This window comes from Psychrobacter sp. BI730 (assembly GCF_013414195.1).
In the GTDB taxonomy this organism is placed as follows: Bacteria; Pseudomonadota; Gammaproteobacteria; order Pseudomonadales; family Moraxellaceae; genus Psychrobacter.
The window spans coordinates 62,242-88,719 of the sequence record NZ_JAATTV010000015.1; the positions used below are offsets into that span (position 1 = coordinate 62,242).

A 26,478-nucleotide genomic window follows, 5' to 3' on the forward strand; every position below is an offset into this window, starting at 1 on the left:
AACGGAGAAATACAGCGTATATCATTTATCGTGCCTAGCGCACCACAATAAATCAAAGCGTCAATGTTTTTATTGATACAAGCACTGTGCCAACTCTTGATAGCAGATAATCAAATAGACAACCTTATCGGCTCAAAACCTTGATTTGTCTGCGCTTTTTTTTATTTAACTTAAATGATAAAAATAACCGTATATTTCCAGCTATTTTCTTAACGTTTTTTGAGCCTTATCTATTTATAAAATCAGCAGATATTTGCACCAAAATAGTACATTTTGTCCATAACAGTGCATTTTTTAGCGTTATTGTTAGCGCAATACTTTATGAAGATGTTAGATAAGCAAAAATACTAAACGCATAACTATTTGCAGGCTTAGTCAGTAAGATAGGTAGATTGTAGGGCTATTAATCAGGTATTCTATGTTAAAAAGTCAGGTCAGACATGATTTACGCTCTTTGTATCGATATAGACACTGTCGATACAGGTACTATCAATATCTGTATGACTTGATAATAGATAAGATAGTATTTATCTACTTTTAGACGTATTTTTAGTATAAGTTTTAATATAAGCAATGAGTCCTAGACATATCGGAGGGTCACTTTTTCAGCTATTTTATGCACAAACCCATTTTATAGGCTTGAATAGTGAGCGCAGCCCCCTTATAAACAACCCATTAGTCAAAAACTACTAGACAATAAAATCATTCAATCCATTTTTATTTTATACATTTATCGATAGGACTTTTCTATGACAGATTATGATCGCATCACTGCCAACCCGCATTTTGATATGCTGATGAGTGCGCACAAAGAAGTACAGACCACACAAGCGGCTTTAGTACCTATGGTGGTTGAACAGTCCTCACGCGGTGAACGCTCGTTTGATATTTTTTCACGTCTATTACGTGAGCGTGTTATCTTCTTGACCGGTCAGGTCGAAGACAACATGGCCAACCTTATCGTCGCCCAGTTGCTATTCTTAGAAGCTGAAAATCCTGATAAAGATATCCATTTGTATATCAACTCACCAGGTGGTTCAGTAAGCGCTGGATTGGCTATTTTTGATACCATGAACTTCATCAAACCTGAAGTATCCACTATCTGTATGGGCGGTGCTTATAGCATGGGTTCATTCCTATTGGCTGCTGGTCAAAAAGGCAAGCGCTACTCACTGGCTAATGCTCGCGTTATGATTCACCAGCCTTCAGGCGGCGCGCAGGGTCAAGCAACTGATATCGAAATTAACGCTCGTGAAATTCTTAAAACTCGTGCACGTCTAAATAGTATCTTAGCTGAGCGCACTGGTCAGCCAGTAGAGAAAATCGAAAAAGACGTTGAGCGTGATTATTGGTTAGATGCACAAGAAGCCAAAGAGTATGGTTTGGTTGACGAAGTATTAGAGCGTCGTCCTGAATCTTTGTAATCTAAGCATTAACGTGATGCCTCTTCATTGAGAGTGCAATCATAAGACCTTTTATAGTTTATTTGCCGTACAGTAAACCGTTATCAATGTCATGCCCGACTATTAGATGGTATGACCATTGAATTGATACGATAATCGACATACTACAAATAAACTAACCAGTTTTAAATTTTAGGAGCGCCTTTTATGGCAGAAGATAATACCCCGCAGTGTTCGTTTTGCGGTAAAGCCAAAAGCGATGTACAGCAACTGATTGCTGCTGACGATGCCAACATCTGTAATGAATGTATCGAGCTATGTACTGACTTAATCGCAGACAGCGCAGAGCACGGTGATGACGATAGCGAAGTAGACACTTCTTGGGTCAATAAAAAACTACCAACGCCAAAAGAGCTGCGTGCCAAGCTTGATGAATATGTCATCGGTCAGGACGCTGCCAAAAAAGCATTGGCTGTTGCCGTCTATAACCATTACAAACGTCTAAAAGTTAGCCAAACGCTAGCCAACGACAGCAAAAAAGCCAAGATCGGCGCTGACGATGCAATGGTAGAATTGGCTAAGAGTAATATCTTGCTAATCGGTCCGACTGGTTCTGGTAAGACATTGCTTGCGCAAACCTTGGCTCGTCTGCTAGATGTGCCTTTTGCGATGGCTGATGCCACTACCTTAACTGAAGCTGGTTATGTTGGTGAAGATGTTGAAAACATCGTACAAAAGCTCCTCCAAGCTTCTGACTATGATGTGGCCAAAGCTGAGCAAGGTATCATCTATATTGATGAAATCGACAAAATCAGTAAAAAAGGCGACAATCCATCTATTACCCGTGATGTATCAGGTGAAGGCGTACAGCAAGCGTTGCTAAAGCTAATCGAAGGTACTGTGGCTGCTATCCCGCCGCACGGTGGTCGTAAGCACCCACAGCAAGAGCTGATCCAAGTGGATACCAGCAACATCCTAATCATCGTTGGTGGTGCATTTGCTGGACTTGATAAAGTCATTCAGCAACGTACCGAAAAAGGCGGTATCGGCTTTAACGCTGATGTCAGCTCAAAAGACGACAGCCGTCGCAGCTCAGACTTGCTACAAGAAGTCGAGCCAGAAGATTTGATCAAGTTTGGTCTGATTCCTGAGCTAATCGGTCGTCTGCCAGTACTTGCGGCACTGCAAGAGCTAGATGAAGCGGCCCTAGTACAAATCCTGACCGAACCTAAGAACGCACTGGTAAAACAGTACAAGTACTTGTTCGATATGGAAGGTGCTGAGATTAGCTTTACCCAAGAAGCCCTAGATGCCATCGCCAAAAAAGCCATGGAGCGTAAAACTGGTGCTCGTGGTCTACGTTCTATCGTAGAAAACGCCCTGCTTGAGACTATGTATGAGCTACCTTCTATGGAAAATGCTAAAACTGTAATGGTTGATGCGGACGTTATCAATGAAGGTAAAGTGCCTAAAATTGCTTAATTTATAACTGATATAAATAGTCCGTTATCATTAACGGACTACTCAAAAAGCGCCTTGCTGAATAAGCTAAGGCGCTTTTTTTATGCCTATTATTTAACCAATTTGTCTGTTGGATAGCTTGCCTGTTAGATAACTTGCCTACTGAAAATTGGCGATTTCCATTACACCTGCTCTGAAATGACAGCAGCGTTTATCAATCGCTAGCAGACATCAGCACAAACCATGCTAATGTAGATAGACTGTTTTGACCTTTATACTTTATTTCTATATACCACTATATATAGTCCGTACAACTCATATGATTAATAAGACAAAGGATTGTTTATTATGCTCAACCATGTGACCGCTATGGCGACTTCATTGCGCCAACATCTACCGTTTTCTTCTAACCATACTTCATTGGATGACTCAGACATTGCATCCTACTATCGCAACCATGTCGCTGCTATTACGGGCGCAGGCTCTGGTATGGGGCGTGAGCTGGCCATTCATTTAGCGAAAATGGGCTGTCATGTTGCACTATCGGACATCAATCCTGAACAGCTGGCAGCGACCAAACAGTTACTTGCCAATTATGATGTCAACGTCACTATGACCGTACTCGATGTGTCAGACAATACAGCTGTAGAAGCATGGGCTGATAGTGTGATGAGCGATCATGGTAAAGTAAATTTCATCTTTAACAATGCAGGTGTCGCACTCTACTCTACCGTCGAAGGCAGTAGTATTAGTGAGCTTGAATGGGTAATGAACATTAACTTTTGGGGTGTGGTTTACGGTACTAAGGCGTTTTTACCGTTAATCAAAAACAGCGCGAAACAGAGCCAGTTTGGCGAGCATGGACATATTATCAATATCTCAAGTCTGTTTGGTTTGACCGCTCAGCCATCACAGTCAGCCTACAACTCTAGCAAATTTGCCGTACGCGGCTTCACAGAGAGTTTACGTCAAGAGCTAAATATCCAGAACTGCGGGGTATCAGCGACTTGTATCCATCCGGGCGGCATCAAAACCAATATCGCCAACAGCGCGCGCGGTAATGAGAGCATCCATGATATTGGCATGAGTACCAGGCCCAAAGCCATCAGAAATTTTAATAAATTCTTAAAATTCGATGCCAATGAAGCAGCTTGGATTATCCTACAGGCAGCAGCGACCAACCAACAGCGCTGCCTGATTGGTAACGATGCCAAGATAGTCGATGCCGTTCAACGTGTATTTCCATCGCACTATAGCCAAGTGCTGAACGACTTCCATCAACTGTCCCGCAAACTAAAACCACGTCGTCATAAGAAGCTAAAGACCGTTAAATAGTATGCTATCAACATTCCCTCTATCATGAGAAATTGATGAATTTATATATAAAAAGCTCAACTATAACCGTATCTGGGCTTTTTGAGAGTTGCCATTATTGATGAAGGATAAGACTGAATTTTGAGACTGGTGATGATATTTTAACTCAATACTTCAAAGATTAAGGCAGCTTCATATCGCCAGCGACTAACCAGCCCATACGGCGCATAATATAAGCCACTAACCCTGCAATCACCGCAGGCAGTACAAACATCAATAGAATAATCGCTGTCCACAGCTGACCAGTGCTCATAATTGCTTGTGACGCTTCAATCACCCCAAACACACCGACCAAACCAGCAGTACCCATACCCGCACCTGTCGCGGTACAAGCTAATCCAAAACCAACGGTCGCGATCGGCCCAACGATAGCGCTAGCAATGACAGCAGGTAGCAGAACGATAGGTTTTCTGAGCACATTAGGGATTTGCAGCATACTGGTACCCAAGCCTTGAGAGATAACGCCACTAACGCCATTGTCTTTAAAACTTGCAACAGCAAAACCAATCATATGCGCTGCACAACCCACCACTGCTGCCCCGCCCGCCAATCCACCCAGCCCAATAGCAATACAAATAGCTGCACTCGACGTTGGTAAGGTCAATAAAATACCAACCACTACAGCGATGACGATACCCATTAGCAGTGGCTGTAATTCAGTAGCGGCATGAATACCCTGACCGATAGCTGCGACCCCTGCTACGATAGGCGGATTGAGCAGAGCGCAAACTAAAAGAGCAATACCGCATACAACCAATGGCACCAATAAAATATCAAGCTTCGTCTTACCAGCGACCCAAGTGCCAGCACGATAAGCAAACACAGAAGTCAGATAAGCACCGATTGGATTACCCGGCAATGCTACGAAGGTTGCAGGTCCACCCACTTGCGGCGTAAAGAGCGTACCTGCCATTAGTGCTTCGGAATGGGCACCAAGCATACCTGCTACGAGACCGCTAAGCATCACTAGCGTTGGTGCTTTTAAGTAGTAAGCGATACCTACACCGATGCCAGCACCCATCAATATCGAGGCAAGCTTCCCGACCGCGACCAATGCTGGTAAATCTAACCAACCACCGATTTGCGAGATAATCAGACCTGCGATCAACGTGACAAATAGCCCTAAAGCCATACCAGTAAAAGCATCGATAAAGTATTTTTGAAAGAACGCTTTAATGATGACTGCTTGCGGTGTTACTGAGTTAGATACGGTCATAACCATACTCTTAATGGACGTTTAATAGGATAAAACAGCTAGAAAGCTTTTGATAAAATAAAGAGATAAAAAAAGCGTCATTACGACGCTTTTTTGATAAATACAATAACTGTAAACAACTGAACCTAGCGACGCTGTTCAACAATAATAGAGTCTATACCATTGTTTTGTAAGCGCTGCTGTGCTGTCGTTACTGCTTGACGGTTATTCAAAGGACGCGAGATGACTTGATAAATTGGCAAGCCATTACCCGTCGTGTTTTTGACCACGCGAGCATCGACACCCGCCATCAGTACTTGCGCACGGCGACGATCCGCTTCATCTGCATCACTAAAGCTATTGATCTGCAAGATGTAGGTCGCCGCAGGTTTGGCAGCTTGGATGCTCGCCGTACCTGCTGCTGCATTGTTATTACGGGTTGTAGCGTTACTAGTAGCAGGCGGCGTACCATCATAAGTTGCATCTTCTTCAACGACAACGATATCCTCATTAGACCCAGCATTATTAGACCCAGCAGGTTCGACAGTCGCATTTTCCGAACCACCGAAGCTGCCCGTTGCTGTACTGCCTGCATCGCTATCTGGTTGAGTCACGACGACGTCTGGTTCAAACGCACCGATATCGCCTATTTGATCATTATCAATGTCAGCGATATCTTCGTCAGGGATGGTGGCCATCTCTTGATTTGGCAAGATATCGTAGAACTCGTAATCGCCATTATCGGTATCAGTATCCACGCGTGGCTGTACTTGGCGATCAGGATCGTTCTCAGCACTACCATCAGCGGGGCTGAAATTGAATAATGGTGAGAGGTAGATAAACACCCCGATCATAAGGGTCAATACGGCCCCAACAAACATCCACAATAAGCCTGATACGCTACTTGATTTGCGCTTTTCTGTCGCGCCTTTAGGTTTTTTGGCTAGCATGGATCTCGTTCTCCCTACTGGATTTAACTATCATCATCGAATTAATGCTATCAGCTGTCTATACTCATGTCACATATTAGAAAAGTACTACATGCTAGACGGTGCAGACAAGCCTAGCAGACTAAGCCCATTTGCCAATACCTGTCTAACGGCTTTGGACAAGCGCAAACGTGCTTGCATTAAGTCTAGCTCATCCTGACTTGGTGTTTCACCTGATGTCAAGCTCATTGGCAAGATACGATTGGTGTCATACCAACCATGGAACAATGCCGCGAGCTCTTTTAGGTAATTGGTCAATACATGCGGCTCGTAACCAGTCGCTGCGCGAAGTAACGTTGCTGGATATCCTGCTAACAGTTTAATCAGCTCGTCTTCATTTGGTGCGCTTAGCAGATCTTGATGTGCCAAACCAACAGCATCATCTACGGTCAAATCATAAGTTGCTAATTTTTCTAACACGCGGCAAACGCGCGCATGAGCGTACTGAATATAATACACTTGATTGTCTTTGCTTTGTGATTTGGCAAGTTCTAAGTCAAAATCAACATGCACTTCAGGCTTACGCGCTACATAGTAGAATCGTGCAGCATCGTTACCGACTTCTGCACGTAGCTCACGCAAGGTCACAAACTGACCTGAGCGCGAAGACATTTGTACCTTTTCACTACCGCGCCATAACGCGACAAACTGTACAAGCACTACATCAAGGCGTTCGGCATCGATACCAAGGGCTAGTAGAGCGGCTTTTACGCGTGGGACATAACCATGGTGGTCTGCGCCCCAAACGTTAATGACTTTATCAAAGCCGCGATCAAACTTGTTCTTATGATAAGCGATGTCAGAAGCGAAATACGTTGATTGACCATTGGCACGGCGTACAACACGGTCTTTTTCATCGCCGAAATCAGTCGACTTAAACCAGATGTTGCCATCTTTTTCATATAGGTAGCCTTTGTCATCTAGTATCTGTAATACAGGCTCAATCTCGCTATCGATAGATCTTTCGCTAAACCAGCACTCGTAGCTCACGCCAAAGTCATTTAAGTCGTCTTTAATATCCGCCAAAATACTGCTCAATGCCGCGTTTAAAAATAACGCATAGCTGTCACCTAGCAAAGTCTTACTATTGGCAATCAAGCCATCAATATGCGCTTCTTTATCACCTGAAATGACGGTTTTTTCGCCATCAGCATTAATCTCAAACTTGGCATCTTCTGGCACATCTTTGGCAACGTCTGCAAAGCTATGTACGTAGCTATCGCCATGCTGTGTTTTTAGCGTCTGGGCGATATCACTAACATAATCACCTTGATAGGCGTTGACTGGGAAAGTTATCTCTTCACCATTTAGCTGTAGATAACGCAAATATGTACTGGTGGCCAAGATGTCCATTTGACGACCAGCGTCATTGACATAATATTCACGCGTGACGTCATAGCCAATAGCTTCTAACAAGTTAGCGACGCTCATGCCAAATGCAGCACCGCGACCGTGACCGACATGCAGACTTGACGTTGGATTGGCAGAGACGAATTCAACCTGGACTTTTTGATCGTCAAACTGATTACTCAAGCCAAAGCGGTCCTGCAACGTGAAAATATCGTCCAATACAGAAAATTTAGCTTCCGAGTTTAAGAATACGTTGATAAACCCTGGTCCTGCGATTTCTACTTGGCGAATATCTTGATTGTCAGGCAATGCACTGACGATTTTTTCAGCAAGTTGACGCGGATTGGCTTTAGCTGCTTTCGCTGCCGTTAGCGCGATATTACTGGCAAAATCACCGTGACTTAAATCTTTTGTACGGGTGATTTGACTGTTGTTTTGCCAATCGCTTGGTAGCGTACCATCTGCTTGTAGGGTTTGAATTGCATCGTTAAATAGGGATGCAAGCGTATCAATTTGGGCTTGTGACATAGGAATTTGAACTCAATTAAATAAACAACAAAAACGGTGCGAATGCGAGCAATCGATAACTGCTTATTATAATAGCGACCGACATTGCAGGGATAGAATAATGTAAAAAGATAAGTAACCTGTAAATATAACAATCTTTGCGCTTTATTGCACCATTTGCGCCAAAATTAGCACTAAAATCTTACCGTTATCAGGATTTGGGCTGACTAATATCAATGATGCAAAACTGATAAATAACTCATAACGTGAATTGTAGCGTTACTGTTGCTCAATACTGGGCAGTCGTTTATACCTGACTACTTCCACGTTATAATATTGGTTTGTACGGCTCTTCTAAAATATAGAAGACGCGTTACTACTCTATTATAGGATTACGCCATGTTTGCCATTGCCGCCAGTACTGTCACCAGTTGGGGACTGTACGTCTTGTTGCCGATATTCATCGCTTTCTTGTTTTTTATTATGTGGGATATCTCTAAAACGTCTGAAGCGGGGCGCGCTGGTACTTTTTGGATATTCTTAGCCCTAGGCGCAGGTTCTGTTGGTTTTATCCTTAAGATAGTCATGGAAGTCGCTTTCAAAAAATGGTTAATCTAATTGGCCATTTTTATCACTATCCTTTGATATTGCTTAGGACATAAGTAGCAAAACTAAAAACGTAATATACAGCCTATGACTGCTGCGCTTGATAAGGTGTCAGTCATTTAAATCAAGGCCTTTTAAATAAAAGAAGCTATTGAGCCTTAGCATTATTCTCTATAACCTGACTCACATACGTTGGTAGGTCCCACGCTCCACCAGCAAAACCTCGGCACATTCCCGTACTAGACTCTTCGCTCTTAGCAAATGTCTCACCATTCCATATCCATGCAGTACGGCTCCAGCAATCACCAATGCCTCGATCTTTATGAGTGGCCGAAATCTCACCATCAAAATAATCATTCCCTGCTGTCGTGATAAGCGTAGGTTTGCTAGGCTTTGCATTATCAATGAGCCAATAGCCGTTACTAAAATTGTAAGCACCTAGCCAGCAACTATGAGCGGCTAATGTATAGCTATCATTAACTGGTATAAAGTCCCAATCAAGCATCGTAGAGCCATACTCTGACATCCGCTGATATGTTTCAGTTTTTGGGTTAATCAGCTCACAGTCGCCCATCGCGTCCTTGGACCCTATAAGCTGCTCGGCATTAATATCGACCCAGTTATCAATATTTTTCTGAAAATACGCCAGCTTTGATGGAGTGAGTGTTTTGTTGTCTTTTGCTGAATACGCAAATGCTTTTTGAATAATTGGTTTTGGCAAGGCTGCTTTAGGACGTTGACGATTTGGATTATTCTTACTGACCAATGCTATCGGCGTCCCTACTCGACCTTGCTCATCGTCTAGTTTGAGCAATACTGCTGACATGCCTTTATCGCTGATCTGCCAGTGGTTATCGCCCGCTCTAATTTCTATCTTGGTCGCGATACGAGCATGATCAAGCAGCGCCTGCGTCTGCTTGGCTGACAAGTCGTATAGTAGACTGTCTTCTTTATTGGGCTGTATCACACCATAGTTTTTGTTATTCAGCCAAAGCTCAGCACGCTTCAGCTCACCTATCGGCACTTCTGAGACAAACTGAATTTGCGCTTTTGGTAGAGCTACTTTTGGCAATGCTGTGAACAATATTGAAGCAGGCTCATCTATCAGCGATTCACTGGCATATCCAGCAGCTCGACAAGTCCACGTATTATCACAAACCACTTGCCAGTCGTCTTTTACAAAGCCCCAGCCTTCGGATACAGTTCCATAACCTGCCATAGCAGGTAGCGATAGCAAGCTGATGGTAGCTACCATCAAAGTCTTTGATGTCTTCAATGTCTTCATAGTGCTTTCCTTATGTTAGCTACCATCATCAATGCTACTTTTTTGCAATTAAAGTCGCACGAATTGGAGCAGGATATCCTTCGACGGTCTTAGTAGAATCATTAGGATCTAAGAAATCTGCTAACGAATGATAGGTCATCCACTCGGTTTGTCGTTGTTCCTCAGTCGAGGTGACTGCCACATCGACGCAGCGCACATCTGAGAACCCTGCTTTCTCTAACCAGCCAATTAGTGCCGCCACCGATGGTAAGAAATAGACGTTATTCATCTGCGCGTAGCGGTCATGCGGCACCAGTACAGTATTGGCATCACCTTCAATCACTAGCGTCTCAAGTACTAATTCACCACCTTTGACTAACTGTCCTTTCAGCTGTTGTAAATGCTCAAACGGTGACTGGCGATGGTACAGCACTCCCATGCTAAATACGGTATCGAACAGCTGACTGTGCTCAGGTAAGGCTTCAAGCGGTACAGGAATATAATGTGTCCGATAGCTGCCTGTATCACTAGCATCTGCGGCACCAATGAAATGACGAATCGCCATAAACTGATGATAAAACAAGCATGACGGATCAATAATAATAACGGTATCCGCGCCAGCCCCTGCCATGCGCCAGCCGTGATAACCAGAGCCACCGCCCACATCCAATACGCGGCGACCGTCCAATCTACTTAAATGCGGCGCAACACGTTTCCATTTCCAATCACTGTGCCACTCGGTATCAATCTTAATACCTGACTCATCATCGCCGATTTGACCGCCAATCTGAAATGGGCCTTTACGCCACGGCATCAACTGCTTTAATAGTGCTGTTGTTTGTTTGCGTTGAGATTCATTTAGATCTGCCTCAATCGTCAATGTATCGCTGTTTAGATCGACATGATTGACAGCTAAGTTTGGCAAACGAGCAACTGACGCTTGGTAGGCAGGCGCATGCGCATAGTTGGCTTTATCTTTTATGTCACCTAGCCATGTTGGTAATTGCTTGAGCCATTCATAAGCGCTCGGCTGCTGCTGTGCCAGCTCTAGTAGGGTTAGATACAATTCGCGTTCGGCGTTGATGATAGTGTCGTTGAGCATAAAAGCAGGTTACCGTGTTGATTAATATTCAAAATGAATAAAATTAAAAGGGTTAAAATAAAGAAAGATAAGTTTTAATATGTAAACTCTTTGAAATTCGTGAACTACGCATTTCCTTGCAGAATTTCCGTTTCACTACGAAGGTCGTCGTATTCAAAAACACCATAACCATTGTCCTGACTTTTGAAAACAACTTTGCCTTCTTCTAACCAGTTCAATACATTTTTAGCATCATCAATAATCTCGGGATACAACTTATCTAAGATAGTATCTATATTATGGTTAGATTCCGAAGTTTCGTAGTCTACTAGGCAGAACCCGTATATAATTCCTAGCTTGCCGAGAAAACCATAACCCTTACAATATAACTCATACATCACCCAAATCGCATTACTACAATTTCCATCTCTATCAATAATTGAGTTTAGATATTCTTTTATTCGGTCAGCTTCAAATTTATAAAAATGGACGTATTTCGCAAAACTATCATAAAAACGGTAATAAAAATTATCTTCAGAACTATAATTAAATGAAATCAGTTCAAGATACAAATCAGGGTTGCTAGACTCTAATACATCATCTTCATATAACCATTGCTCAAATGATTGTACGCTCATTTTTTTTATTAACACTTGATGAATATTTTGTTCAACTATAGACGGAATCATATGAACACCTTGTTCGCTCCCAAAGTAAATCCTATTTAAACGCTACAATGGAGACAAAATTTAAAAACTGAAACCATGTCAGATGACGCGCAAAACCAACTTGATCTAACCGTGCATGATGCTCATCTAACGTGTCAGTAATGAGGACATTTTCCAATGCATTACGCTTACCGCTAATCTCCATTTCGGTGTAGCCATTTGCACGTTTGAAGTCGTAATAACGCTCTACTAACCATGCATCATATTGCTCATCAAATGCATGGGTTTTTTCAGTCAGTACCAATATGCCGCCTTCGCTCAATGCCGCATAAATCTTTTCTAGCACTGCGACTCTATCGGCAGCTGGCAAAAACTGTAGCGTCAAGTTCAAAATCACCATATCGCACGGCTCAAGCTCAACATCGCGGATATCTGCTGTGATCACTTCGATGTCATGCTTAGGATAATTCTCACTCAGTAGCGTGGTCGCCTCGGTCGTCATCGCAGGCGAAATATCAATTGCTTTAATCTGTAAGTCTTGTGAGTCGAACTCACCAGCTAGCGTCATGCTGGCTGCACCCAGTGAGCAGCCCAAGTCATAAACACGACTAACACGCTGACCACTATCGCTCTGCTGACGATACTTGCAATGACGACGGGCGAATATAGGCAGCATCGCCAGTACCTGACCATAACCGGGTACACTGCGGCGAATCATGTCAGGGAAACAAGCCACCACTTGCTCATCAAATGAAAAGCGTGCGGCCTTATCCAGTGGCGTGGTAAACGGTTTATCAAATAGGGTGTCATGTTTGATAGCAGGCTGGGATTGGCTCATGGGACGACTCGTTTTTAGAATAGAACTGAAATTAAGAATTACTTGGTGAATTTTGCTTGGTAGTTTTTGCTTGTCATTATCAGTTGATAAAGAAGTAAGATAGCAAAAGCCCATTATAACATTACTGTTTGTTACTTATCGCCTTTGGCTTGCCTGCTAAGCTGAATAAATAGTGCCAAGGGTAATGAGACGTTTGAAAAAGCATTGAAAAATGAGAGTATCACTACCAAATATAGCGCTTAACCCATATTTATAATAATAGGAAAAATTATGCAAACGATCGTATTAGGTGGCGGCTGCTTCTGGTGCACCGAGTCTGTATTTTTATCGGTAAAAGGTGTGCAATCTGTCGTCTCAGGCTACATGGGCGGCGATGCTGTCTCTGCCAATTATGAAGCTGTCTGTAGTGGAACGACTGGCCATGTCGAAGTCATCAAAGTAGAATTTGATGAGTCTATCGTCCCATTAGAGGTAATACTCGATGTCTTCTTTGCCACGCATGATCCCACCACGATGGACCGTCAAGGCAATGACGTTGGTAGTCAGTATCGTAGCGTGGTCTTTTACACTGAAGACAGTCAAAAACCGACCGTTGACCGCACCATTAACAAGTTACGCGATATGGGTGTCAATGTGGTGACGGAAGTACATCCTGCTGTTGAATTTTATCAGGCAGAAGACTCACATCAAGATTTCTTCAACAGAAACCCAGGACAGGCTTACTGCAACTTTGCAATACCGCCAAAGCTTGCCAAACTGCGTAAAGAATTTAGCAAATATATGGTTAGTTAAATGAGGGTTCGTTAAATTAAATAAGACATTATTTATTCAAAAAATTTCTTAGCCCAATATTAGATACCAGCCAAACACTTATATTATAGGTGTTTGGCTTTTTATTAGTTATTCCTTTGATATATCAGATCAAGATTAGAACCTTATATATAGAAACTTGCAAATAGAGGATTGCAGCATGAACCCTGAGTTTTGGCAAAAACGTTGGCAAGAAGGTCGCATTGGATTCAATCAATCTATGGTCAATCCATTATTGATTAAATATTTCGACCACCTCAATCTAACTGCGGGTAGCCGCATTTTTGTGCCGCTTTGTGGCAAATCTATCGATATGGTTTGGTTAGCGACGCAAGGCTATGACGTGGTGGGCGTTGAGTTGGTCAAAACAGCCGTACAAGAATTCTTTGCTGAGCAAAACATCGAACCTACCGTCTATCAACAGGCAGACAACCCAACGATGAAATACTATCAAGGCCAGTTGTCGGGACAAACCATCACTTTATGGGTTGCTGATATCTTTGCACTGACTTTTGAAGATATTGGCTTTATTGATGCAGTATATGATAAAGCGGCATTAATCGCCCTACCAGACGATATGCGTGTGAGATATAGTGAGCAAGTGCGGAAACTTAGTAGCGATACCAGTAAAGTTAATGGTGCTAACAATGAAATAACACCGCAGCTTTTACTCACGCTAAATTACGATCAGCGTAAAAAAAATGGACCACCCTTCTCTATTAATAACGAACAACTAGAGCAGTATTATAGCGCTCACTACCAAATCTATGAGCTAGCAAGCGTGCCTTCTTCTATAGGTTCTGCACCTGATATCACCGTCACAGAACACGTTTGGCTATTGAGCAGTAAATGAACCAAACTCATATAACCTTTAACAAGCCGCTAAATCGCAACAGAGAAATTGAATGAAAATGATAGTCCGTCTAATGAGTGCAATTGCTATTCTGCTAGTCGCTCTAGCAGGCCCATTGTACAAGTTTGGCGTTGTAGAATTAGGCACCGCGTTTGCAGGGTTTAAATTTGGGTTATTTGCTGGTATCGCAGCATTGGTATTGTTGGCTATACAGCTATTATTTAAACGAAATACAGCCAGTATTGGGAGCGCATTAGCCTCAGCCGTACTTGCTGTCGCTGCAATTGCTGTCCCGCTTAGCATGATGAATACGGCCAAAAATGTACCGCCTATTCACGATATTTCTACCGATTTAGTGAATCCGCCTGAGTTTGTCGCAATTGCGCCACTACGTGCAGATGCGTCAAATCCTGTTGAATACGCAGGCGCAGAAGTGGCTGAACAACAACGTACTGCCTACCCTGATTTGCAAACATTGACCTATGCTCAATCGAAGCCTGAATTGGTTGAAGCATCCAAACAAGCCATAGAAAGTTTAGGATGGGAGCTTGTAAATACTGATGCCGATAAAGGCATCATCGAAGCAACAGAGACGACTGCTTGGTTTGGTTTCAAAGATGATATCATCATTCGTGTGACTGACAACGATAGCGAGCGCTTAGTTGATATCCGCAGTAAGTCACGAGTTGGACAGAGTGATTTGGGCAAAAATGCGGCGCGTATTCATAAGTTGATTGAAGAGTTGGATGGGGTTTTGGGAAGTAAATAACTGTAAGGCAGTTTGGAACCCAAGCGTGCTCAGAGTTTATAGAGTATTCTACAAACTCTAAAAAGTGCTAATACAAATACCTAAAAATTACTATAGCTTAGGATAATTCTGATATCTTCCAAATACTAGTTGCACGATTTGCTAGCTGTTTTTGACGGCTATCTATACTGTTCAGATTCCATTTAGTATAATTTTCTGGCAAATTTTTAGTCATTGTCAGACTGCTTGTAGAATAAATTATCAGTTTTTCTTGATAGGACTTGTTGCCTGCATCACGATTACTGCTAGTTTCTAGCAAAGTCATATTACCCAGTCGATAAGTCATTGAGTCAACTTTAGCATCTTCAATATTATTCCAAGAGTCGTCGGGGTTTTCAGGTAAGATATGCTCAATATTAAATTGCTCATTATTTTCATCGACAGCCACACCACTAACTACTTTTTCAATTTCACATAAGATGTGACGAACAATTTTTTTATTACGATTATCAGTAGTTTTTAGTTGTTTAGCGATAAACGCATTTCTGAAAACATCATCTTCAGGATAGATTTCATTTAAAGATTTGATTACTGACTGCGCTGATTTCAGTTCATTGGACTCAATCTTAACCGCTATCTTGTTGTAAAATCGCTCTTGTTCATTAGGTGGGTTATTACAAATTACATTATAACGGAATGAAAGTATGCTTATCGCACGTACAATTGATAGAAATCCTTTTCTATCAATTTCAAAAAATTTCTCATAACTTGCAAGCAATACTGAAAAAGGCTGTTTCACTCTATACATAGTCAATTGTTTGAGATGCTTTGACTCTTCAGACCATCGAGAATCTTGTATATCTTTCAGTGCAGTATACGCATCGGCTGATAGCTCAATTTCTTTAACCAGCCTAAATGCATCTTCTTTATTCCTAATATGCTTACGAATCGTTTTAAATAAGTCAGTTTTACGTATAAGTTTATGCCGGCTATTCCAATACACTCGTAAAAACTCAGGGAAACTTTCGTTTCCTAATGATGTAATAATGCTTTCCCATCGTTCTTCTAAGTGTTTGATTTGACTATCATGTAAATCATCAACACTAGCTAATGAGAATAGATAATTTTTTAATAAATCAGTAGAAGAAAGACGCACGCCTCGCGCATTCAACGTTTCAAATACTTTGAAGGCATTAAGTTCATCATTTACAGTAATAACCGTAAAAAACAATTTATCTACTAAGTCATCGAGGAATTGAGCAAAGTCCTGACCACTAGATTCCTCCATCCCAAACCTCTGCTTCATCTTACTTTTGAACCAATCAAAAGCTTTGCGAATTCTGTGCTCAGATGCATGGAGTCCACGCTGTGGTAACTTATCCAGCGTAATTAAGTGATTACGATAATACTTATCATTGTGTCTATTCAATTTTAATATTGGTGTCTCAATAAGAGTAACTGGATCAGTATAACTAATATAGTCGTTTTTCAATTGATGTAAGCGTTGGCTATTACGATCAGCATCAACATCATTACTTATCATATCTTTTAAAAAGCTTAGTCCTGCTAGTATTAGAATACTTAGTGTGGTTAGACGCTGTTGACCATCAATAATATCAAACTGTTTATTATTTGTAGTTTGAAGTACCAGATAACCCATATAATGTGCAGATTCCGCATCTTCAATAAACAGTGCTTCTATATCTTGCCACAGCTCTTCCCATTCTAAATCGGCCCATGAATAATCACGCTGAAAGGGAGGTACACTATAACGTAAGCCGTTACCTAACAACTGACGGAAAGTACTATTTGTGGTATTAAAATTCATGGTCATACTTTTTCCTCAAAGAATCGAAGCGTGCGCTCAACTATTTCTAATAGTGAAATTTAAGATTAATCTATTCATATTCATAAGGTAAGCAATATAGAACTGATAACAGTATAGCAATGCTGATAAAAATAGTCTGACATGTTGATCTAGCATTTCTGGTTGAAAAAATCTTTTTAGCTAAGAATCCTCTTCTAATCTCACGGCAGCGTCAATTTATCGTAACCATTTATAACCTTGGTACTTCGACAGCTTTTCTTTACTGTTTAGATTGGTTACTCTACGTTAATATCATTTTTTGCCTTTCGATAATTATTTTAACGTTTATAGGATATTTTCATGCGTTTGACTCCTTTTTCTACTTTGTCGCTGCTTAGTGTTGCTGTCGGCATCAGCCTTGCTACCACTGCTCAAGCCGCGCAGCAGCCAGCACCTGACTTATCCAATAGTGAGTTTCAGCAGTGCTTAGACAATCTAAAAAACTCTAGCAAATTTAGCGGTGTTGATGGTTATACCTTTAATAACTATCGCCCAAGCCAGCCTGATCCTAGTGTCATTCAGTCACTGAATTATCAACCAGAGTTTCAAAAAGACGTCTGGGACTACTTGTCAGCATTGGTAGACAAAGAGCGTGTCGAGGATGGTATCCGAGCCAAGCGTCAATGGGGCTCTACACTACGTCAAATCGAATCGCGTTATGGCGTAAAAGCTGAGCACGTGCTCGGTGTCTGGGGCGTAGAGTCTAACTTTGGTCAAACGCTAGGTAAAAAACCATTATTTGAGTCTTTAGCGACCTTATCTTGTTTTGATCGTCGTCAGAGCTACTTCCAAGGTGAATACGCCAATGCGCTAAAAATTGTGCAAAACGGTGATATCGCACCAAATGATATGACAGGCTCATGGGCAGGTGCCTTCGGACAGACACAGTTTATGCCGAGTACTTTCTTAGAGTTGGCAGTAGATTTTGACGGTGACGGTCGCCGTGATTTGGTCAATAGCGTACCTGATGCACTCGCTTCTACCGCAAACTTCTTGGACAATCGCGGCTATCGTACTGGTGAGCCTTGGGGCTATGAAGTCAAACTACCTGATGGATTTTGGGCCGCTTCGAATCGTAAAGACAAAAAGTCAATAAGCCACTGGCGTGATCAAGGTCTGACATTGGCTAATGGCAGTCCGTTACCGTATGACTTGAGCAGTGCAGGCTTATTGTTACCAGCTGGTATGGAAGGCCCTGCTTTCTTGGTGGGTAAAAATTTCGACACTTTCTACTCTTATAACGCATCAGAAAACTACGCGCTGGCTATCGCACACTTATCAGATCTAATCACTCGCGAAGACAGCAGCAAAACAGACTTTATCACTGCGTGGCCGACAGACGATCCTGGTATCAGCCGCCAGCAGGCCAAAGACATTCAACAAGCGTTGCTAAATGCCGGTTATGATATCGGCGGTGTAGATGGCATCATCGGAGACAATACCCGTACCGCTATCCAACAATACCAGACTAGTCGCGGTATTTTTCCAGCTGACGGACGCGCAGGCCAGAAGTTCTATCGCGCCATCGTTGGTAATGCAGCACTGAGTCAAACTCAATACGGCCAGCCTGCAAACAGCAAACCCCTGAATCCTGCACCTGCCGATCGCATGGGACAATTAATTCAGCAGCAAACGACTGCTCCTAGTAGCTACTCATCTCAGCCATCAGTGAGCTCCTCAACTTCTAGCAATACACGTTATCGCCGCGTTACTGACGCCGATGGCACTATCAAACTTGTTCGTATAGACCAAGGTTCGTAGTAGCAATATAAATAACGCTATTTAGACGCATCAAAAAAGCCACGCTAACGATAGCGTGGCTTTTTTATTTATAGATAATTATTAATAGAACTTATCTAATTGACTCAAAATACGTATCTAAACAATAGGCGGTGGCTTAGGCTGACCATTATCACCATTCCAGTTTTCGCGAGCTTTATCGTCTAAATCGGCTGCCGTTTTTGGCTCCCACTTACCATTCTCTTTCCAAGTCGCATCGCCCCAATCTTCATCTTCGGCTTTACTGTCTAAATCTTTGTAGGCCTTGCTAGGATCTATACCGCGACGTTTCATATCTGCTACTTGCTCTTCTAACGTATGAAACTGATCAGCATCATGCATAGACTTTTCTAGACCATCAATCTCTCTTTTTAGTTCGTCATTTTTAGCATTGCTCATCGTACGCTCTCCCTAATTATTAATATTATAGTTGTCATTCTAAAACAGTTAACGTTGTTAATCTTGTTAACTGACTGACTTTATTATTACGGGTCTGAAGAAGATTCACAAGCATCGCACGTATGCTTTGTATTACAAAACGTAGTCGTGATGCCTAAGTGAACGTTTTAGATGGCTATTATTGAGTACGCTAGCGAATAATTACTCGTCTTGTTTGTTTGTATTTGAGGTATGATTTTGCAGTAGGTATTTTGCGTAGAAGGTAAGTTTCCAAAGCTCTTGTGATACCCGCGTGCCATAAGTCATTAGTTGTATCCAGTTTGCACCGACTAGCTTACGTTGCAAATTATTGATATCAGCTTGAGAGATTTGGCAGCGTGAGACAGCATGAACGTTTGGCATCTCTTTTTTGATGTCTACTTCCGCTTTAGCGGTAATCAAACGATTAATAGCATTTTGCAAGCCATAGCTCGAAAAAGTAGACGGTATTCTCATGAGTGTCATGAGTATCTCGTGCCACGAGAGGGTTAGCGATCGGGTTACGTCCGTTAGATTGCCACCCTCATAAGCCTGAGCACTATATTGAATCTCAAAAAACTCTGTTAACTCAATTGGCTCACTAACCTTATCCGATATAAAGTCTTCGTCATTAGGACTGTTTTTCTCTACCTCGGTAGTACTAGGTAATACATCAACGGTCTTCTCATACACGACCTTTTTACTAGTCGTACTCTCCTCGTCGTTCGCTCTGACCCAGCCACCTATCATTTTATTATTGGTGATTGCATTATAATGAGCCTGTACTAGCAATGGCTCAATATCTTCTTCCGTATCATAGTAATGTAGCTGGTTATCTTGCTTGGTCACTAATTTAATGAACTCTTGGAGTTGTCGGCTGATAACGACATCTGGAGAGTGGTTTTTAACCAGCACAATTAGCGGCTTAAGCTTCGCTTTGGCATTTAGATAACTCAAATGCATCTGGCTGACGCCGTTTTTTTGCACAGTTCCGTAGCTGTCGCCAACGATCATGACTGCGTAATCGCAAGAGTCAATACACTGGCGCCCATAAAAAGAGGCTTTAGATAATTTACTAGAAACATCATAGGTCAGAAATGCGCGTGCCTGAAAAAATATCGCTAAGCTGTCTAGAACCAACAACTGGTCATTGTCAGCGCATATAATATGAATATGATAGCGACGATTCGGCACAATTACCTCTAAGCGTAGGTCGTGACATAAAAAGGATAGGATGTAAAATAGAACACAAAAATCTTGTCTTGCTCAGCCTAGCATACTCTTGGCTTGAAAAGATGCACTCAATTTATTTTAACTGAGTCAGCGTTGCATACAGCATATTGATATCACTAGCTTTGATAATAACTAATGAGAGTAGTATTGCAATGCCATTTCTGTACCGAGTAAGCGCTCAACTAAAGCGCATAGTCTATCACTATATTTTGTGGCATGAAAAGTTAATGGCGGTCTAGTAATGGTATTTTTCTTACTGGTTTTTTGTGACAGATTTTCTTGTTTTTCACTCATCAATGATGCAGATAAGTTGTTTGCAATCAATAGCTGTCTAACTCGTTCAGCAATCGCTTGACCAGAATCAATGACTTGTATTGATAGCTGCTGCTGTACAATCTCATCCAATAAGAATGTCTTAAAAAACGGATAATGTGTACATCCCAGCACTAACTGATCGACACCTTCATTAGCAAATATTCGTACCTGTTGACGTAATCTTTCAGCGGTCTCGTCTTGTTCTGACATACCTGCTTCTACCCAAGGTACCAGTTGCGGATCAAAATACTTAGTGACTACTGTGTTATTAGGTTGAGCAAAATTGACAATAACATCATTTAATAAGGTGCCATTCAACGTCGCTTTGGTTGCTAACACCGCTACATGAGCACTCTTACTGGCCAATACCGCAGGCTTTAATGCAGGGACAAGACCCACAATAGGTATATGTGGATAGCAGCGTCGAGCAGTATCTAGCGCATATGCTGAAGCACTGTTGCATGCAATAACTATTAGCTTACAGCCTTGCTGATGTAACCACTCTACGGCCTTTAGCGTTAGCGCTTCAATATCTTCACTGTCACGATTACCATAAGGTACATTTAATGTATCAGCATAATATACATAACGCTCAGTAGGCAGCTGCTGTGTTAAATGCAAATAAACAGACAAACCGCCAACACCAGAGTCAAACACGCCAATGGGCGCGCTACGGTTTTTATCGCTTACAACTGTGTTACCAGCATGTTTATTGACATCTACTAGATCAATAGCTTTGAGACTCTGGTCAACAGATATATCAACACACGGTTTGAGCTTTCCGACTGTCTGGTTTTTGATATCCATCTTTATGCTAATGCCATTATCATATTATTCATCAATCTTATTACCCAGTTAAATGCGTTATATGTATATTGCGTGTGTGGCGTTACTCTACGTCAGCTATATATCAACTACCTTTATACGATAGGAATTTTTCAAACCAATAGAATCAGGCGACATTATAAAATTATAGCATTCATCGGCATACAGCAATTAATAGATAAACATAATACTTAATCAGTAGGCATCGATAATGAATAAGACTGGCCACCACTCTGTAGCGTCAATATCGCCTTGCCATTTTCTTCTGATAATGCTCCAATTTCAGTTAGGTGATAAAAAGTATTGCGGCCGATAAGCGCGGTTAAACCATTTCTAACCATCATGTATGGGCGTACCTGTTCTGTCGATGCTAATTCCTGAGAATCTGCAACATCGCCAGCTGTACTCACTTGATTCGCTTGATTCGCTTGATTACTGTTATTGAAGTCGCTGTTATTAAAGTCGCTTTCATTAGAATCGCTCTTATTAGAATTATACGCCTTTAATACAATCGAATGCTCATCGTCTAAGCGAACCACATCTCCTGTCGTCGTTGTAAACTCCAACCAACTCATATCATCTTCATGGACAATACCAACATCATTGATCAGAAGTGGTGCATCTTCAACTTGGATACGGATTTTCTGTACAGGGGTCTTGAGGAAGTACTCAGTAATGCCATTATTCTCTTCTTTCCATAGTATCGTGGCAAACAAGCTGACCAGTGACTCACGGGTCATTTGTCCGCCTTCATGCCACCACTCTCCGTTTGCCTTGATAGTCAAATCCATATCAGCAATATCTTTAGGATGCCATTTTTCAAGCGGTGGTATTGCACGCCCTTCGCGAGTGCCTTTCGTAGACTTAATATACTGGCTTAGTGCATCCAAATTATCTAAGCTATCTAAGCTAGAAGTCTTACTGGTCGGGGCTTCTGCTATTTTCTCATGGCTGTCTTCAACACTATTATTGTCGTTATTCATTATTAATCCCTTTATTTAGTATTCAAAGTTTGGCTTATCTATTATTACTATAAATTTTTGTTTCAGGTATGATGAAACTTTATCGTTATAACAACCTCATTTTCTTAACATTACCTTAGCATCGATACTCATAAATGCGTATCGTGTTTGTAGGACTTTTCTTTTATAATGAGTAACGATTTTTTATTGAAATGGTCAAGTGGGTGTTGTATTGATGACACATCTTACGTTATGCGTTGATATTCTTAGATAAATTGGTATTAACCATGACGGGTCAATTGATGCCGCAAAGACAGTTTTATCGGGCAGCCATATGTCTGAGTGACGTTAGCGCCGCAAGTCTATTATTCAGTTGTTAAGCTAATGATGCCCTGAGATAAGCCACTAAAAGTTTAGGAGTAGGTATGCAAGAGCAAGACAATCAAACGCCAGTTATTGATGGTAATACTGTGAATGCTGACGCACCAGTAGCGACAGAGACCGCAACGCTAGATAAAGTAGAACCAGTCGTAGCGCCAGTTGCCGCGGAACCTGAAGTCGAACGCGAATCAATGGAGTTCGATGTCATCATTGTTGGCGGTGGACCTGCAGGTCTGTCTGCTGCCATACGTTTGCGTCAGCTCGCTATTGAAGCTGGTAATGATGAATTTATGGTTTGTGTGGTCGAAAAAGGCTCTGAGTTTGGTGCCCATACGTTGTCTGGTGCAGTCATCGAGCCACGTGCTCTAAATGAGCTGATTCCTGACTGGAAAGAAAAAGGCGCACCGCTTAACGTGCCAGCGACAGAAGATCGTTTTTATTATCTAAACTCTGCCACACGCTCAACTAAAGTGCCTGACTCTTTGATTCCAGGTCCGATGCATAACGACGGCAACTATATTGTCTCGCTAGGTAATGTCGTTCGTTGGTTGGCCGTACAGGCAGAAGAGCTTGAAGTCATGATGTTCCCAGGCTTCCCTGCCGATGACATCTTATACAATGACGACGGTTCGGTCAGAGGTGTGTTAACTGGTGATATGGGTGTAGCCGCCAATGGTGAAGCCAAGCCGAGCTTTGAGCCTGGTTATGAGCTTCTTGCCAAATACACTATTTTTGCCGAAGGTAGCCGTGGGCATTTAGGCAAACGCTTAATCAGCCGTTTTGATCTAGATAAAGATTCTGATCCTCAGCATTATGGTATCGGTCTAAAAGAGCTATGGGAAGTTGAGCCTGAAAAGCATGAGCAAGGCGTTGTCATGCATGGTCTTGGCTGGCCATTGACTGAAACTGGCTCTACTGGTGGCTGGTGGTTATACTTTGATGAAAACAACCAAGTAAGCTTTGGTCTTGTGGCGGATTTGTCTTACCACAACCCTTACATGTCTCCATTCGATGAAATGCAGCGCTTGAAAACGCACCCTGTTATCAAAAATGTTTTAGAAGGCGGTAAGCGCATCTCTTACGGCGCACGTGCGTTGACCAAAGGTGGTCTAAACTCATTACCGAAGTTCACCTTCCCAGGTGGCGTGTTGGTAGGTGATGACGCTGGTTTCTTAAACCCAGCAAAAATCAAAGGTACGCATACCTCGATGAAGTCAGGCATGCTCGCAGCCGAAGCTATCTTTGAGGCGCTACAAGCTGAACGTCAGCATGATGAAGTGGTTGCTTATAGTACAATGTACAAAGAGTCATGGTTGTATCAAGATAACTATGAGTCGCGCAACTTTTCACCGGCGATTCACCGTATGGGTCTGTTCATGGGCGGCGCTTTCACCTTTATCGAGCACAACTTGTTAAAAGGTAAAATGCCATTCACTTTGCATGACAATATCCCAGATTACGATCAGTTGGAGCGTGCTAATCATGCTTATCAACCAACTTATCTTAAGCCTGATGGTAAGTTGGTATTTGATAAATTGTCGTCGGTATTTATCTCTAACACCAACCATGCAGAAGATCAGCCAACGCATCTAAAACTTACTGATCCAACGGTACCTATCTCAATCAACCTACCGTTGTACGCTGAGCCTGCACGTTTATACTGCCCAGCGGGTGTGTATGAAGTGGTCAAAGACGCTGAAGGTGCTAAGTTTGTCATCAATGCGCAGAACTGTGTGCATTGTAAGACCTGTGATATCAAAGACCCTTCACAGAACATCACCTGGGTAACGCCAGAAGGTGGCGGTGGTCCTAACTACCCAAACATGTAAATCAGGATAATTCTGATTTGAGCTGGTACAGTTAATATCGTTAAAACTGTACTCCAATGAAAACCGCCCTTCTCTGCATAAGAGTCGGGCGGTTTTTTAATGCTTAGAACAAGCAACTTTTACTAATCGATGCTGCTTAGTCCGTCCAAGCGTCACGGTTAGCTTCATCTCTAAGTTTTACAAAGTTATCAGGATCAAACTTAATCTGATCCCCTGTTTTACCCTCTTTTACCTGACGCTCATAGTCACGCAGTATTCTTAGCGCTACAGGAGATAAGAGCAAGATGGCCACTAAGTTGACCAAGGCCATCAGACCCATAGACAAGTCAGCGAAGTTCCATATAGCAGGTAAACTAGCAACAGAGCCGATAAATACCATACCTAATACTAGGAAGCGGAAAACCATAATCATTACTTTGGCATTTTTGGCACCAGAGATAAATTCAAGATTTGACTCACCGTAGCTATAGTTGGCGATAATAGACGTAAATGAGAAGAAGAAAATCGCAATCGCCACAAACACAACACCTAGGTCACCCACATACTGTGATAAGGCTAGCTGGGTTAACTGAATACCTTCTTGCTCGACATTAGGGTCGACCACGCCAGACAAGATAATAATCGACGCCGTCGCGGTACAAATGATAAGGGTATCCATAAATACACCTAGCATCTGCATAAAACCCTGCACTGCTGGATGATCTGGATGACTCTTTGCCGTTGCTGCAGCATTCGGCGCTGAACCCATACCTGCTTCGTTAGAGAACAAACCACGTTTGATACCGTTAATCATTGCCTGCGCAATACCATAACCAATGACACCGCCTGCCGCTTGTTCAAAGCCAAATGCTGATTTTACAATCAACGCGATCGCTGCTGGGAATTGACTAAAATTAGTCACGATAATAAATAGCGCTAGCAAGATGTACAAAATGGCCATCACTGGTACGATTTTACCCGCGATACGAGCTACTGAGCGCAAACCACCAAATACCACTGGCGCTACCAGTACTACCAGTACCAAACCTGTCATCCACGTTGGCACACCAAAGGCTTCATTGGTTGCTTGAGCGATGGTGTTGGATTGTACGCCATTGAATGCCAAACCAAAAGCCACTAACAAACATAATGAGAAAAACACGGCAAGCCAGCGTTTGCCTAGGCCTTTTTCGATGTAATAAGCAGGGCCACCGCGGTACACATTATCATTGTGCGGTACTTTGTAGGCCTGTGCTAAGGTTGACTCGATAAAGCTGGTCGACATACCGACCAGTGCCGTCATCCACATCCAGAATACAGCACCTGGTCCACCTAGATAGATGGCAATTGCCACACCTGCCAAGTTACCAGTACCAACACGGGCTGCCAGTGACGTCATCAATGCTTCAAACGAGCTAATACCACCATCTTTGCGTCCTTGATTGGACACGCGTAGCAACTTCCACATATGACCAAAATGACGAAACTGAATAAAACGTGTCACGACGGTGAAGTAAAGACCCGCACCAATTAGTAAGAACATCAGTAATCCATACCAAGGGTTGCTAGCAATCAGCCAGTCATTGTTACCCCAGATAATACCGACACCATAATTTACGATGTTATTAAACCAACCTACTATCCCTTCGTTCATATGGGCTCCTTATTCATTCTTTATACGCGTTACTTAAATTTCATATCGATATCATATTTTGATTGCCATGGACTATAAAAGCCTCTGCAC

Annotated in this window: 22 protein-coding genes; 9 read left to right on the forward strand and 13 right to left on the reverse strand. The window is 42.3% G+C overall.

The annotated features are described in order from the left end of the window. Nucleotides 1–797 precede the first annotated feature (797 nt). The 3 genes from clpP (at nucleotide 798) to HCZ91_RS11490 (ending at nucleotide 4,199) form a co-directional block, all read left to right on the forward strand. A complete protein-coding gene (gene clpP / locus HCZ91_RS11480) occupies nucleotides 798–1,424 on the forward strand; it encodes an ATP-dependent Clp endopeptidase proteolytic subunit ClpP (RefSeq protein ID WP_197411852.1) in 627 nt (208 codons plus the stop codon). Between the two features lie 186 nt (nucleotides 1,425–1,610). After that, a complete protein-coding gene (gene clpX, locus HCZ91_RS11485) occupies nucleotides 1,611–2,885 on the forward strand; it encodes an ATP-dependent protease ATP-binding subunit ClpX (RefSeq protein ID WP_057761822.1) in 1,275 nt (424 codons plus the stop codon). A 327-nt stretch (nucleotides 2,886–3,212) separates the two neighbouring features. Further along, on the forward strand, nucleotides 3,213–4,199 hold the full coding sequence (locus HCZ91_RS11490) for an SDR family NAD(P)-dependent oxidoreductase (RefSeq protein ID WP_179799499.1): 987 nt from the start codon (nucleotides 3,213–3,215) through the stop codon (nucleotides 4,197–4,199). 160 nt (nucleotides 4,200–4,359) lie between these two features. Here the strand turns inward: HCZ91_RS11490 and HCZ91_RS11495 are convergent, their stop codons facing one another. The 3 genes from HCZ91_RS11495 to argS form a co-directional block, all read right to left on the reverse strand. Then, nucleotides 4,360–5,454, reverse strand: a complete 1,095-nt coding sequence (locus HCZ91_RS11495) for a PTS sugar transporter subunit IIC (protein WP_179799500.1) — start codon at nucleotides 5,452–5,454, stop codon at nucleotides 4,360–4,362. A gap of 125 nt (nucleotides 5,455–5,579) precedes the next feature. Then, the gene (locus HCZ91_RS11500) at nucleotides 5,580–6,383 is read right to left on the reverse strand and encodes an SPOR domain-containing protein (protein ID WP_179799501.1); all 804 of its coding nucleotides are present in this window, start codon (nucleotides 6,381–6,383) and stop codon (nucleotides 5,580–5,582) included. Nucleotides 6,384–6,470: 87 nt separating this feature from the next. Beyond that, nucleotides 6,471–8,300 carry an arginine--tRNA ligase gene (gene argS, locus HCZ91_RS11505; RefSeq protein ID WP_179799502.1) on the reverse strand — a complete coding sequence of 610 codons (1,830 nt, stop codon included), beginning with the start codon at nucleotides 8,298–8,300 and terminating at the stop codon, nucleotides 6,471–6,473. A 378-nt stretch (nucleotides 8,301–8,678) separates the two neighbouring features. On the opposite strand from argS, the gene HCZ91_RS11510 reads away from it, so the two are divergent. After that, on the forward strand, nucleotides 8,679–8,897 hold the full coding sequence (locus HCZ91_RS11510) for a DUF2788 domain-containing protein (RefSeq protein WP_101205310.1): 219 nt from the start codon (nucleotides 8,679–8,681) through the stop codon (nucleotides 8,895–8,897). A gap of 136 nt (nucleotides 8,898–9,033) precedes the next feature. Here HCZ91_RS11510 and HCZ91_RS11515 read toward each other — a convergent pair whose 3' ends face one another. The 4 genes from HCZ91_RS11515 to cmoA all read right to left on the reverse strand — a co-directional run bounded on the left by HCZ91_RS11515 (nucleotide 9,034) and on the right by cmoA (nucleotide 12,736). Then, the gene (locus HCZ91_RS11515) at nucleotides 9,034–10,170 is read right to left on the reverse strand and encodes a DUF1176 domain-containing protein (RefSeq protein WP_179799503.1); all 1,137 of its coding nucleotides are present in this window, start codon (nucleotides 10,168–10,170) and stop codon (nucleotides 9,034–9,036) included. Nucleotides 10,171–10,204: 34 nt separating this feature from the next. Next, nucleotides 10,205–11,251 (reverse strand): tRNA 5-methoxyuridine(34)/uridine 5-oxyacetic acid(34) synthase CmoB, encoded by a 1,047-nt coding sequence (gene cmoB / locus HCZ91_RS11520; RefSeq protein WP_179799504.1) that lies wholly within the window; start codon nucleotides 11,249–11,251, stop codon nucleotides 10,205–10,207. 104 nt (nucleotides 11,252–11,355) lie between these two features. Continuing rightward, complete coding sequence (locus tag HCZ91_RS11525) at nucleotides 11,356–11,919, reverse strand: hypothetical protein (protein ID WP_179799505.1); 564 nt, start codon at nucleotides 11,917–11,919, stop codon at nucleotides 11,356–11,358. A 31-nt stretch (nucleotides 11,920–11,950) separates the two neighbouring features. Next, nucleotides 11,951–12,736: a carboxy-S-adenosyl-L-methionine synthase CmoA gene (gene cmoA, locus HCZ91_RS11530; RefSeq protein WP_179799506.1), complete on the reverse strand. Its 786-nt coding sequence runs from the start codon at nucleotides 12,734–12,736 to the stop codon at nucleotides 11,951–11,953. 270 nt (nucleotides 12,737–13,006) lie between these two features. Here cmoA and msrA point away from each other — a divergent pair, with 270 nt between their 5' ends. The 3 genes from msrA (at nucleotide 13,007) to HCZ91_RS11545 (ending at nucleotide 15,168) form a co-directional block, all read left to right on the forward strand. Further along, nucleotides 13,007–13,528: a peptide-methionine (S)-S-oxide reductase MsrA gene (gene msrA / locus HCZ91_RS11535; protein WP_057761837.1), complete on the forward strand. Its 522-nt coding sequence runs from the start codon at nucleotides 13,007–13,009 to the stop codon at nucleotides 13,526–13,528. A 178-nt stretch (nucleotides 13,529–13,706) separates the two neighbouring features. Then, a complete protein-coding gene (gene tmpT / locus HCZ91_RS11540) occupies nucleotides 13,707–14,399 on the forward strand; it encodes a thiopurine S-methyltransferase (protein WP_179799507.1) in 693 nt (230 codons plus the stop codon). 52 nt (nucleotides 14,400–14,451) lie between these two features. After that, entirely contained in the window at nucleotides 14,452–15,168 is a 717-nt protein-coding gene (locus HCZ91_RS11545) for a DUF1499 domain-containing protein (protein WP_179799508.1), read from the forward strand. Between the two features lie 97 nt (nucleotides 15,169–15,265). On the opposite strand, the gene HCZ91_RS11550 is transcribed toward HCZ91_RS11545, so the two are convergent. Further along, entirely contained in the window at nucleotides 15,266–16,981 is a 1,716-nt protein-coding gene (locus tag HCZ91_RS11550; protein ID WP_218870166.1) for a DUF262 domain-containing protein, read from the reverse strand. Between the two features lie 333 nt (nucleotides 16,982–17,314). Here HCZ91_RS11550 and HCZ91_RS11555 point away from each other — a divergent pair, with 333 nt between their 5' ends. Further along, nucleotides 17,315–18,775 (forward strand): lytic murein transglycosylase, encoded by a 1,461-nt coding sequence (locus tag HCZ91_RS11555; RefSeq protein ID WP_179799509.1) that lies wholly within the window; start codon nucleotides 17,315–17,317, stop codon nucleotides 18,773–18,775. Between the two features lie 117 nt (nucleotides 18,776–18,892). On the opposite strand, the gene HCZ91_RS11560 is transcribed toward HCZ91_RS11555, so the two are convergent. The 4 genes from HCZ91_RS11560 to HCZ91_RS11575 all read right to left on the reverse strand — a co-directional run bounded on the left by HCZ91_RS11560 (nucleotide 18,893) and on the right by HCZ91_RS11575 (nucleotide 22,566). After that, nucleotides 18,893–19,192, reverse strand: a complete 300-nt coding sequence (locus HCZ91_RS11560) for a hypothetical protein (RefSeq protein WP_057761845.1) — start codon at nucleotides 19,190–19,192, stop codon at nucleotides 18,893–18,895. A gap of 201 nt (nucleotides 19,193–19,393) precedes the next feature. Continuing rightward, nucleotides 19,394–20,404, reverse strand: coding sequence for a DUF4062 domain-containing protein (locus HCZ91_RS11565; RefSeq protein ID WP_179799510.1), 1,011 nt, complete (start codon nucleotides 20,402–20,404; stop codon nucleotides 19,394–19,396). Between the two features lie 171 nt (nucleotides 20,405–20,575). After that, complete coding sequence (gene murI / locus HCZ91_RS11570) at nucleotides 20,576–21,565, reverse strand: glutamate racemase (protein WP_179799511.1); 990 nt, start codon at nucleotides 21,563–21,565, stop codon at nucleotides 20,576–20,578. A 209-nt stretch (nucleotides 21,566–21,774) separates the two neighbouring features. After that, the gene (locus tag HCZ91_RS11575) at nucleotides 21,775–22,566 is read right to left on the reverse strand and encodes a DUF1285 domain-containing protein (protein ID WP_179799512.1); all 792 of its coding nucleotides are present in this window, start codon (nucleotides 22,564–22,566) and stop codon (nucleotides 21,775–21,777) included. A 551-nt stretch (nucleotides 22,567–23,117) separates the two neighbouring features. Here HCZ91_RS11575 and HCZ91_RS11580 point away from each other — a divergent pair. After that, nucleotides 23,118–24,755 carry an electron transfer flavoprotein-ubiquinone oxidoreductase gene (locus HCZ91_RS11580; RefSeq protein ID WP_102093511.1) on the forward strand — a complete coding sequence of 546 codons (1,638 nt, stop codon included), beginning with the start codon at nucleotides 23,118–23,120 and terminating at the stop codon, nucleotides 24,753–24,755. Nucleotides 24,756–24,891: 136 nt separating this feature from the next. Here HCZ91_RS11580 and HCZ91_RS11585 read toward each other — a convergent pair whose 3' ends face one another. Next, a complete protein-coding gene (locus HCZ91_RS11585; protein WP_102093499.1) occupies nucleotides 24,892–26,388 on the reverse strand; it encodes an alanine/glycine:cation symporter family protein in 1,497 nt (498 codons plus the stop codon). Nucleotides 26,389–26,478: the final 90 nt, after the last annotated feature.